The organism is Deltaproteobacteria bacterium HGW-Deltaproteobacteria-2, assembly GCA_002840505.1.
Taxonomy (GTDB): domain Bacteria; phylum Desulfobacterota; class Syntrophia; order Syntrophales; family Smithellaceae; genus Smithella.
In genome coordinates, this window is the sequence record PHBC01000009.1 from 36,101 (window position 1) to 47,478 (window position 11,378).

The following is an 11,378-nucleotide window of genomic DNA, read 5'->3' on the forward strand; positions in this document are numbered from 1 at the left end:
CCATGAACACTAATGCTCCAGTAGTGCTTATCAGTGGATGTTCAACGGGAATAGGTCGCGCGCTGGCGGTAGAATTTGCCGCGCGTAACTGGCGGGTATTTGCTACCGCCCGAAAACCGGAAGTTATCAATGATCTGAAAGCCCCAAACGTGGATGTAACCGTCCTGGATGTAACTGATGAAACATCTATAAAGGCTTGTGTAGATTCTGTCATCACTAAAACCGGCCGGATTGACATGCTGGTCAACAACGCGGGGCTTCTTCTTATTGGACCTCTGGTTGAACTGGAAACCAGCGAATTGCGGCATCAGTTTGAAACTAACGTGATAGGACTCAACGCGCTAACCCGTGCAGCCGTCCCTCACATGATTAAGAGAAAATCGGGCAAAATAGTGAACATCAGCAGTGTTTCGGGAGTATTACCCACGCCATTTGCCGGCGCTTATTGTTCCACAAAAGCGGCTGTGACCGCTTTATCCGACTCTCTGCGCATGGAACTAGCACCCTTCGGTATTAACGTTGTTACCGTGCAGCCTGGAGGCATCAAATCGAATCTGTCCGGCAACGCCGATAAAGGGCTCGGCCGTTTCAGAAAAACCCCTTATGGTCCGATACAAGAATTTATTGTTGCGCGGGCAAACGCTTCGCAGGAAAACGCAACTCCCGCGGAAGTATTCGCGAAAGAGCTTGTCGATAAACTTGAACGGAAAAAAACGCCGAAGTTCATCCGCGTCGGGAAGGATTCGACACTGCTTCCCCTTATTGCCAGGTTTCCGCGCGCGCTCACTGACGCGTTGCTCAGTAAAAAATTCGGACTTAATAAACTTTCAGCAGGTTGAAGCTAAAAGTTTGACAACAATCAGCATATAATCCATAATTCTCTTGAAACAATAAATTATGCTACTTATAAATTTAATGTCAAAAATCAATTTATCATCAAAATACAATGTGGAAGTGAGACAAAATGAAATACGGAATTATCGCTAATCCTGTTTCCGGCAAATGTTCTCTGGATGATAAACGCAAAATTTTGAATGAAGTAGCCGGTATTCTGAAAGATGTGACCATCGCAGGTTTGGATACAAAATCTCCGGAAGAATTCAGTCAATGTGCTTGTGAACTTTCCCGGAAAGTGAAGATACTGCTTGTGGCCGGAGGTGATGGAGCATTTTATCTGGTAATGAACAGTGTTTCCAAGGATGTGCCCTTGGGATATTTGCCTTTTGGTTCTGGTGATGTATTACGGCACACGTTTAATTTGCCGCGTTGCCCCAGGGAAAATGCCCGTTTTATTCAGACCGCAAAGGAACATTTCGTAGACGTCATCTGTTGTGACGGGAAGACGAAAGCTTTGTTCGCAAGTATTGGCATTGAGGGAAGTATTCTGCTGGAACGGGATGAGTATTTAAAAAATAACTGGCGCGGTCTTACGGCCTATGCATTGGCGACGCTTAAAGTTTTGTTTGGCGGTTATGTTAACGCGGATTTGCGGATTTCAATGAATAATAAAGAAGTGACCGCTTCCCACTCTCTGACTGCTGTTATCACAAAACTTCCCTTTTATGGATACGGCTTTAAAGTCGTGCCACAAGCTCAATTTGATGACGGATACCTGCATCTCCTGATACTTAACGCGGGACCGGTTAGCACGCTATATGCTCTTGCAACGTCTCTTCTGGGAGGAAACAGAATAGGTGAGTATTATAAGTCCAAAGAAATTAATATCACTTCTTCGACGGAGCAGTTACTACAGCGCAACGGCGATCCGGAAAAGGAAAAACGAACTAATTTTTCTTTCAAAGTTTTACCCAAAGAATTGAAATTGATCTTCTAGCAAATTGATAATAACAACAACTGGTAATTAACAGCAAAAGGTATTCTTTATGAAACAATTCAGTCTGACTGTATCGGAGAGTAACCGGCCGTTTGCTTTGAATGGTTTTAACTTTCCCGATTTCATAAGTCCTTCCATACACAAAGGAGAAACGGCTCAAACTCATTATTTATTTCAATCATCAAAACGTTCGGTTATTTCTCTGCGTGTTGATCTCAAAGGCGAGGGAAAGAATTGTGAACCGGACCTGGTAAAAGAAAAATGTAAATGGTCGGTAGATAAGGATAAATTTCCTTATGGACAAACAGAGAGTCAGTGGTGGGAATATTGTCTTGCTCCGCATAGCTATCTTCCTCTTGAAAATAGCTTGATTCAGGTGGGATTGAATCTATTCAACCGCTTTTTACACATAGATTTTAGTTCTCAGTGTGCTAAATTAATTGATCCCGAAATCGGAAATGAGATGCTTTCGACAACCAACTGGTTTGATAAAACGACGGGCGAATTATGGTTTGCATCATGGCCGGTTGAAGGAACCGCTCGGCGTATTTTGAAGCCGCGGGAAAATATCCGCGTAACGATATGGAAATCTTCCCTTCAGAAAAAAAGCATCGATCAGGTATGGCAAGGAGATTTCAGCGATTCATTGCACCAGCTGTTGTTAAGCTCGGACCGAAAATTTCTTGTTTTGACTGAACTGGGTTTGTATTCTGAAGAAAATGTTTCTGCCGAATCAGAAAATCAAAAAAGATCAGTTGAAAAACATAAGCGCAGAAGAGAATTGATTTCATCAAGAATACTTATTTTAAATCTGAAAACGGGAGAGGAATGGCGATTGCCCATTACAACTGCGGGACATGTGGAGTTTGATCCTGACCATCAGGATGTCTGTTACGTTTCCTGTCACAATATCGGGCTTATCGGAGTCAAAGTTGGTGTCTTCGGAGCCGGTGTTGTAAAGAAACTTCGCTTGGGAAAAAACGGTCCTGAGGCGGCGGGAGAATTTACGCATCCCGATTTTCATCGGATTACAACGCACATAGTCTTTCGCCATAGGGGGAAAACTCTTATTGGTGTCAGCGGTTATCCGGATAAAGTATTTCTAATTGACGCTGCCTCAATGAAACTTTTTAAAATTATAGAGCTGGAAAAGGGTGAAAAGGTCGATGTTTTAAATTCACCTCATCTTTGTCAGCAGGATAGTTATGGAATAGCCGCTTCAGAAGACGGCGAGTTTGTTCTTGCTGCGGGCACGGGCTTTATCAGTGTAGCTTCAATTGAAGAGGGACGATTTTCTATTAAAAAAGAAATTGAAGGTTATGATTCCCGTTCATGTTTTACCGGACACCTTGGTTCTTTCAATGCTCTGAAGGCATAAAATGGAACAAAATTTAATATTACAGGAAGACAGTTTTTGTCTCGAATTCTTTAAAGGAGACGGAAATATTGTTCAAAAAAACTCTGCATGGCGGGAAGAACTGTTTTCTAAAGATAATATATATATTTTACAGGAAACAATAATCGTTCCGCCCGATTTGATTGGTGAGGTAAATGATTATTCTGCTCAAACCATTGCTCCATCGCGATGTAACAAGCCGTTAGTGTTTATTGGCAGTTCTGAACTTCCCGTTCAATACGCGTCAATTGCAGCAAGAATAGATAGAGAGAAATCGGTTGTTGATAAAAACAACCAAGGAATAAAAATCACTGCGGATAAATTAAACCTTTTATACAGCGCGCCCATATTAAGCAGAAAAGGAAAAGATAAACATCTTTTTGCTGACGCCTTCCATCAGATAATTGAGGTTCTTCGTGGTTTCCAGATGAAGGAATCGACGATTGCGCGCACATGGCTTTTTATGAGAAACATTCTCGATGATTATGAAGATCTGAATAAAGCCAGAAAAGAATTCTTCGCGAAATGGAATTGGGCCGCTAATCATTTTCTGCCGGCAAGCACCGGTATTCAAAACCGTATTATCGGCAATGAAATCCTGGCATTTCAATTCTGCGCTTTTTCCGGCGATAATGTCGCTATAAAACAAATTTCATCACCGTTGCAAAATGAACCAACCGCATACGGCAAATTGTTCAGCCGTGCTGTTGTTGTTAAATTTTCCCGATCTAAATTGCTGTTGATCAGCGGCACAGCTTCGATAAACAAAGAGGGGGATTCGGTCTATATAGGAGACTTTAATAGTCAGATGAAATTTACACTCGAGATCATATCCGCTATCTTGCAACAGGAAGGTTGTGATTATTCTAATATAGCTCAAGCAATCATTTATCTAAAAAGAAGTGAAGATATACGCTCCTGTATTGCTATGCTTGATAAGATGGGATTTCCGCGAGACAGAGCGCTATTCCAGCTTGGCGTTGATATATGCAGAGATAATTTGTTGTGCGAAATCGAAGTCACTGCGGTGATTGTCTAAAAGTATAGATAGTTATTTTATCGGACATAAAAGATCTTAAAGAAATATTTATTTATGGAGTGATGGATTACAGTGCGGAAACGAGTATTGTCTTGTAGAATGGTTAAAAGTGTTCAGATATTTTATTTAATAAAGAAACATATATCTATATTTATCAAGAATATAATTTATTCCGACAAATTAACATATTATCCTGAAGAGGAAAGAAAAAATAGGATAAGCATCTTCATTGATAATTTTATTTGGATTCTTCACTTTCATCATGCCAATGAATTTTATTACATTTTGGGATTTGATAGAAAGAACTACACACAATATAGACAAAAATATATTAACGGAAGACAATGCCGAAAAATAATTGAACGCAAAAAAATGCAAGTTAGTAATAATTCAAAAATATATGATATTGTTATTCATGATAAATTTATAGCGGCTCAGTACATGGAATCGTTAGGTTTCCCGGTGCCATCAACAATAGCTGTTGTTTATAATAATAAGATCATACTTCCAAAATCAGATGAAGAGTTTCCATTGAATTTCATTATAACTGAAAAGAAATCATTGTTCGAAGATTGCATTTGTAAACCCATTGCCGATTGGGCCGGTAGAGGTATATTCCGCATGCAAGCAAATGACGGCAACATAATCATAAACAATAGAAATGTTACAAAAAATAAATTTAAAGATTTATTTTCAAATTCAAAATATATAATTCAAGAGAAGATAATTCAACACGAAAAAATGTCAAAATTAAATCCAAATTCTATAAATACAATACGATTAGTCACTTGTTTTGATAATCAAACTGTTCAGCCTTTTTCCGCGGGAGTCAGGATTGGTATGGAAGGAAATATAACTGATAACTGGCATACCGGAGGCATTTTAGTTCGATTAAATATTGAATCGGGTCTTTTGGATAAATATGGTTTTACGCATCCTGAACACAGTGGGAAAAAATATGAAAGACATCCTGAAACAGGAGTTAAATTTGATAGTTATGAAATTCCATATTGTCATAAAGCTATCGACTTGGCAACAAATCTGCATAAATATTTTTATAATACCCATTCTATAGGATGGGATATAGCTATAACTAAAGAAGGGCCGGTTTTTATTGAAGCAAATCAAGGCTGGGATCCATATATTCATTTAGTCTTAGAAGATAATTTTTTAGATAAATTTTATACATATTTTAAGTAAGATTGAATTGCTAGTATAAGCACCATTTCAACTTGGCGTTGATGTATACGGAGACGATTTGTTTTGTATAATCGAAGCAACTGCGATGATGAATGAAATTTCATTACCAATGCGGCAGCTTTTTAAAAAGGTTTTAAATGATCCTTAAGAATCTTTGCTAGTGAAATGAAAGAGAATCTATGGTGAATCCCACTCTACAACCTTTAAAACTGATTAACTCCGTTTATGGCACGACTTCTGTTTTTGTAGCTCGATCATCACCAAATGCTTCTCGTTGGCTGCCGCAAAGTGCTATGGAGCGCGATATGGCGACTGCGTCCATGCTGACAGTCCTCGGAGATATGCCAATTGTTTGCGCTGCTTCGGTATCCACGCCTGATGCCCTGAGTCTTTTACGCGACGCCGGTTTTCAGATCCCGAAGAAAATTTATCGTTATGCAGATGTAAAAGACTATATGAAGATTCTCCATGAATTTTTCAATGATGGTTTGATTATGGTAACGCAACATGTTCATCCTCTATCTGAAATGCCACCGGAGTACTCCTGGATTGCTCCGCCGGTTCTGTCTTTTGTGAATAATAAAGCGAATCTGGGAAATCTTGTTCCGAAAGAAAATGTCCCTTTTCGTGAAATTGTATCGGTGGATCGAATTGTCAACAGTAAACGGAAATGGATTGCGCCGGTCGTCATCAAAGCAGTTACTGATGAATCAACGGGTGGGGGAATTGATGTCCGTATCTGCCTGAGCGGTGATGATGTTAAAAAGGCAGCTTCATATTTCGCGGACTGTTGCTTTGTGGTTTGTGAGGAATGGCTGGATATTCGGCGAAATCTATGTCTTCATTACAGTATAACTAATGACGGAAACATCACTTATCTCGGTTTTACGGAACAGGTAAGCGATGATCAGGGTGCCTACTGCGGTAATTGGCTTGAAGATGGAACTGTATGCCCGGTCGATGCTGTCGAAGTAGGCGCATCAATCGTTCATACAGCTTATGAACATGGATACTACGGCATTGTGGGAATTGATGTGGCTGTATGGGAAGAGCAGCCTTGCAAGGTATTTGATTTAAATTTTCGCGCCAATGGTTCTACACCTGCAATTCTTTACTCTCAGAGCGTTTATCGACATCATCAAAAGCCGGTAATCCGTTTGCGCCGTCTGAAAGGCAGTGGAAACTACCGGGATATGCTCAACTCAGTTTATCGAGCGATGACTAAAGGCATTCTGCTGCCCCTGGGCAGTTGTGATCCTGAAAAGGGAAATTATGTTGAAAAACATCCTCTTCTGACGGGGATGATTCTCGGCGAGACACGTCAAGATGTTTTAGAAAATGAACGCGAACTGGCCTCCATGGGTCTGGATATATAAAAACAAAAGGTCGCCTGAAAGTATGAAAATAGTGAAAGTTTATAGTGAAAATGTGAGACGTTATGGGTTCTGGTTTGTTGATGCTTTGACGGGTGGACATGTTAGAAAATATCTTCATGATTTAAAAGAGAAACTAGGAGGTGAAGCTGATGCTTCATCAGATGATTTGATAAAGATTCTTAATCATGCTGTCAATACAACAGAGTTTTACAGCGAATACAAGGGTTACTCAAACATCATGGATTTCCCAGTAATAAAAAAGAGTCTGGTCAAAGAAAAATATGATCAGTTTATTTCATCAGAGTATAAAACCGAAAAATTATACAAAGTGCAGACCAGTGGCTCCACCGGAGAGCGTTTTGTAATGCTGCTGAATAAAAAAAAGAGAAAAAGAGTTATTGCCGAACTTATATACTTTCTTGAGCAGTGCGGTTTTAAGTTGGGATACAGGCATGTTTATGCCAGAGTGTGGTTTGCGGGTAATAAAAAAGCAAAACTGGAACTGATTGCACATAACACGATTATGTTTGATTGTTCTTTTTTATCCGACGAATCAATGGACATGCTCTATCAAATGCTGCATAAGGACAATTCCATAAAATGCCTGACCGGTTATGCCACTTTTCTTGCTACAATTGCCTCTTATTTTGATAAAAAGGGATATACGCCGGATATGTTCAGTATTGAAATTGTCATCAGTGGAGCCGAACGTCTGGAACCAGGCGCTAAAATCTTGCTTAAGAAAGTATTCGGCTGTACAGTTGTTTCGAGATACGGCAACAGCGAAAATGGTTTTCTGGCGCAGCAAACCAATGATGGAGATAAATTCATTTTAAATACTGCTCATTACTTTTTTGAAACGCTAAAGCTTGATTCCGATGAGCCCGCTTCTTTGGGAGAACCAGCCAGATTAGTGCTGACAGATCTTTATAATTACGCCATGCCGTTAATTCGTTATGATACAGAAGATATAGTCATAATGGAAATTTCGGCAGAGAATAGTTATCGAAAATATATTTTAACTGAATTGTCCGGAAGAAAGGCGGATATAATCTACGACACGCGGGGTAATAAAATAAGTCCTCACTTTGTTGCTTTGACTTTTCGGCGTTATGATAAGTTGCCTCAATTTCAGCTTATTCAGAACAGTCTCAAACAATTTACTTTGAAATTAGAAGGCACCCGCGGCCTATATGATGATAATGATTTTAAGGAAACGATCAGGGAACTGGTTGGCCCGGATGCCATTGTCGAAATCGAGTACGTAGATAAAATACCGCATCTTTCATCAGGAAAATTTAGAAAAATAATATGCAATTATAAAGTCAATTAGGAATTCTTTGGACTTTAAAGTGGTTGATGAGATGATAGCAAACGCAATGCATAAATTGAGAGGCCTGGCTTTTTGGTCTTTGGATGCTTTAAAAGGCAGAACTGTAAAAAAAGCATACACTGAGTTGAAAACATTTGATGCTACGGATAGTCGTTCTGCGAGATTTACGGAGCATCAAAAATCAATATTGCAAAAACTTTTGCAACACGCAATTAATACGACGAAATTCTATAAAAAAATTCAAAGCAATTGCCTGTCTGACTTTCCGATAATTGATAAAAATATAATCAAAAATCAGCAAGATGATTTTATGTCGAACAAATACGACAGAACTAAATTGTTCACTATGACTACAAGCGGTTCAACGGGAGTAAAGCTTACCTGCTATCAAAATGATGAAAAGAAGAAGAGGGTTCATGCAGAAGTAATATATTATAGCGGAAAAGCAGGGTACTTAGTGGGAGAAAAATTAATTTATCTACGGGCGATTTCGGAAGAAAGCTATAAGTCTAAACTGCGCCAATGGATTCAAAATGAGACGTTGCTGGATATATGTAATTTGGATGACAAGCGTATTGAAGATATATTATCCGACATTGACAAGGCATCCCGTTGGGGTTCAATGATATTGGCTTATGCGTCGACTTTTGAGGCGTTTAAAGATTACTTTCAGAGAAAAGGAATGTCAAAAGTCGGCAAAAATAAAGTATACGGTATAATTAGCAGTTCCGAAATGCTTTTTGATGATACCAGAAACATTATATCCAACGCGTTTCACTGCCGCTGCTTTTCACGATACTCTAATCAGGAAAACGGCATCATCGGGCAGGATGATATTGAAGATAATGCTTTTATCATCAATGAGGTTCATTACATAGTCGAAGTGTTTAAAATGAATTCGGACATATTGGCAGAGGAAGGAGAAGTCGGCCGTCTTGTAATAACTGATCTATACAATTACGCCATGCCGATGATTCGCTATGACACAGGAGATATAGGTTCGATTGTCTATATTCAGAGAAATGGCGTGACTAAAAAAGCCATAACAAATTTTGGAGGGCGCAGGGTAGATATGGTATTTGATTGTTATGGCAATCGCCTGTCACCACATATCATTACGGTTAATTTCTGGCAGTTTCCTGAAATTCAGCAATATCAGTTTATTCAGGAAAGTAAAATAAATTATACATTGAAGATTAATACTCAGGACAGATTTGTCAGACAAAAGGAAATGGAAGCATTATTAGAAAAATTGCTAGGTGATAAAGCTGTTATAAAGATAGAAGAGGTTGAAGAAATACCTGTATTGGCTTCCGGAAAAAGAAAATATATTGTAAATAATATGTGCCATAATGATAATAATTAGTTTGAATGTTTTTGTATAAGTCCATCAAAAACGAAAATAAAAGGTCTATTGGATGGCAACTAATCGAAGTAAAAATAAATTCTATCTATCCTTCGGCAAACGCGCATTTGATTTGGTTCTGGCTATTCCTGCTGCCATTGTTTTAATACCCGTGTTTATAATAATTGCTTTTCTTGTACGCTGGAGATTAGGAAGGCCGATTTTATTCAAACAGATGCGTCCGGGACTGTGGGAAAATCCTTTTACAATTTTCAAATTCCGAACTATGACCGATGCGCGTGACCAAGACGGCAAAATGCTTCCTGATGATAAACGTCTAACGCGTCTTGGTGCTTTCCTGCGCAAGACGAGTAGTGATGAATTGCCAGAATTGATAAATGTTATCAAAGGCGAAATGAGTATTGTCGGGCCGCGCCCCCTGTTTATGGAATATCTGCCATATTATACAAAACGGGAGCACTTGCGTCATACTGTTCGTCCGGGAATTACGGGATTATCGCAGATAAGAGGCAGAAATTATCTGCCTTGGAATGAACGTCTGGAAATGGACGTAAAATATATTGAGATCATTTCTTTTCCTCAGGATATAAAAATTATATTTGAAACTTTCTTCCAGGTTTTGAAAGCAAAAGATGTTGCTGTTTTACCCAGGACAGTAAGTATTCCTTTGTCGGAATATAGAGAGAAACATAAAGAAAAGAAATCTGATTGATTAAGTGTGAATTTGAAATAACTTTAATTATTATAGGTATATATGAATATATTAATAACAGGAATAGGCGGTCCGACGCCGATTGGAATTGCCAAAAGCATACTCCTGAATGGTAAGTCTAAAAGTGCAAGACTTATAGGAGTTGACTCGAATAAGTATGCTCCGGGTTTATATAACAAAGAACTTTTTGATAAAACTTATCTGATTCCTCATTCTTCAAGTGACAATTACTGGCGCGTTTTGGAGTCAATTATTTCTAAAGAACACATCGACTATTCTTTCGTCGTTCCTGAATTAGAAGTATTAAAATGGTCTTTAAAAATGAAGACAGGCCGGATACCGTGTGACTCTCTTCTTCCCGATTATGAAGTAGCAAAGGTTCTATATGATAAATATGAACTTCATCAAAGATTAATTGGTTCTAATTTGGTTCCCGGAACAATAAAAGTTGAATTAACTCAGATTGAAAAAAATATCGGTAATCCCCCCCCCAATACTTTCTGGGTCCGGGCGGGATTCGGTGCGGGAGCGACAGGATCATTCAAAATCAATAAAATGGATGATCTTAGAGCATGGATAAAATTAAATCCTCATATTAAAGACTATATTATCAGCGAATATTTGCCCGGTAGAAATTATGCCTGCAAGATACTTTTTTACGATGGAAAAGCAATCAGAGCATCATGTGCTCAGAGAATTGATTACTTAATGGCTCATGTTGCACCGTCGGGAATTTCCGGAATGTGTTCAAGAGGAAAACTTATCAATAAACGGGAAATTGTCGACACCTCCATCAGAGCCTTGAAAATCATTTTTGACGGTTGCGGACAGGAACCGCATGGAATGTTTACAGTTGATTATCGTGAGGATGAGTACGGAAATCCAAAAATAACCGAAATAAATATTAGACATGTATCGTTCACATTGGCATTTGCTTTATGCGGAGCAAATTTTGCAGAGGATTCACTGAGACTTTACTTAAATGATTCTTCCTTTGATCGTGCATTTAAAATCTATGAGTTTGATGATGACTATACATTCATTAGGGGAGTTGATGCACAGATAAAAATTGTAAAGGATTCAGAAATAAAATCTCTTGTTCCATAAATAATTGATGGTCAT

10 protein-coding genes are annotated in these 11,378 nt (G+C 38.7%); all 10 read left to right on the forward strand.

The features are described from left to right. The first annotated feature begins 2 nt into the window (after positions 1 to 2). The 10 genes from CVU62_14425 to CVU62_14470 all read left to right on the forward strand — a co-directional run bounded on the left by CVU62_14425 (position 3) and on the right by CVU62_14470 (position 11,363). On the forward strand, positions 3 to 839 hold the full coding sequence (locus tag CVU62_14425; protein ID PKN36516.1) for a short-chain dehydrogenase: 837 nt from the start codon (positions 3 to 5) through the stop codon (positions 837 to 839). 125 nt (positions 840 to 964) lie between these two features. Continuing rightward, positions 965 to 1,834, forward strand: coding sequence for a hypothetical protein (locus CVU62_14430; protein ID PKN36517.1), 870 nt, complete (start codon positions 965 to 967; stop codon positions 1,832 to 1,834). Positions 1,835 to 1,883: 49 nt separating this feature from the next. Continuing rightward, positions 1,884 to 3,212, forward strand: coding sequence for a hypothetical protein (locus tag CVU62_14435; protein PKN36518.1), 1,329 nt, complete (start codon positions 1,884 to 1,886; stop codon positions 3,210 to 3,212). 1 nt (position 3,213) lies between these two features. After that, complete coding sequence (locus tag CVU62_14440) at positions 3,214 to 4,269, forward strand: hypothetical protein (GenBank protein ID PKN36519.1); 1,056 nt, start codon at positions 3,214 to 3,216, stop codon at positions 4,267 to 4,269. A gap of 99 nt (positions 4,270 to 4,368) precedes the next feature. Next, positions 4,369 to 5,469 carry a hypothetical protein gene (locus tag CVU62_14445; GenBank protein PKN36520.1) on the forward strand — a complete coding sequence of 367 codons (1,101 nt, stop codon included), beginning with the start codon at positions 4,369 to 4,371 and terminating at the stop codon, positions 5,467 to 5,469. Between the two features lie 179 nt (positions 5,470 to 5,648). After that, the gene (locus CVU62_14450; GenBank protein ID PKN36521.1) at positions 5,649 to 6,845 is read left to right on the forward strand and encodes a hypothetical protein; all 1,197 of its coding nucleotides are present in this window, start codon (positions 5,649 to 5,651) and stop codon (positions 6,843 to 6,845) included. Continuing rightward, a complete protein-coding gene (locus CVU62_14455; GenBank protein ID PKN36522.1) occupies positions 6,808 to 8,178 on the forward strand; it encodes a hypothetical protein in 1,371 nt (456 codons plus the stop codon). Before CVU62_14450 ends, CVU62_14455 begins: the two co-directional genes overlap by 38 nt. A gap of 7 nt (positions 8,179 to 8,185) precedes the next feature. Further along, entirely contained in the window at positions 8,186 to 9,544 is a 1,359-nt protein-coding gene (locus CVU62_14460) for a hypothetical protein (protein PKN36523.1), read from the forward strand. Positions 9,545 to 9,596: 52 nt separating this feature from the next. Then, positions 9,597 to 10,256: a sugar transferase gene (locus CVU62_14465; protein ID PKN36524.1), complete on the forward strand. Its 660-nt coding sequence runs from the start codon at positions 9,597 to 9,599 to the stop codon at positions 10,254 to 10,256. Positions 10,257 to 10,298: 42 nt separating this feature from the next. Continuing rightward, complete coding sequence (locus tag CVU62_14470) at positions 10,299 to 11,363, forward strand: hypothetical protein (protein PKN36525.1); 1,065 nt, start codon at positions 10,299 to 10,301, stop codon at positions 11,361 to 11,363. The last annotated feature ends 15 nt before the right edge of the window (positions 11,364 to 11,378 follow it).

What these genes read in the sequence shown, in the direction of transcription:
- CVU62_14425 (PKN36516.1), top strand. Translation starts at nt 3, where the DNA reads ATGAACACTAATGCTCCAGTAGTGCTTATCAGTGGATGTTCAACGGGA.
- CVU62_14430 (PKN36517.1), top strand. Translation starts at nt 965, where the DNA reads ATGAAATACGGAATTATCGCTAATCCTGTTTCCGGCAAATGTTCTCTG.
- CVU62_14435 (PKN36518.1), top strand. Translation starts at nt 1,884, where the DNA reads ATGAAACAATTCAGTCTGACTGTATCGGAGAGTAACCGGCCGTTTGCT.
- CVU62_14440 (PKN36519.1), top strand. Translation starts at nt 3,214, where the DNA reads ATGGAACAAAATTTAATATTACAGGAAGACAGTTTTTGTCTCGAATTC.
- CVU62_14445 (PKN36520.1), top strand. Translation starts at nt 4,369, where the DNA reads ATGGTTAAAAGTGTTCAGATATTTTATTTAATAAAGAAACATATATCT.
- CVU62_14450 (PKN36521.1), top strand. Translation starts at nt 5,649, where the DNA reads ATGGTGAATCCCACTCTACAACCTTTAAAACTGATTAACTCCGTTTAT.
- CVU62_14455 (PKN36522.1), top strand. Translation starts at nt 6,808, where the DNA reads ATGAACGCGAACTGGCCTCCATGGGTCTGGATATATAAAAACAAAAGG.
- CVU62_14465 (PKN36524.1), top strand. Translation starts at nt 9,597, where the DNA reads ATGGCAACTAATCGAAGTAAAAATAAATTCTATCTATCCTTCGGCAAA.
- CVU62_14470 (PKN36525.1), top strand. Translation starts at nt 10,299, where the DNA reads ATGAATATATTAATAACAGGAATAGGCGGTCCGACGCCGATTGGAATT.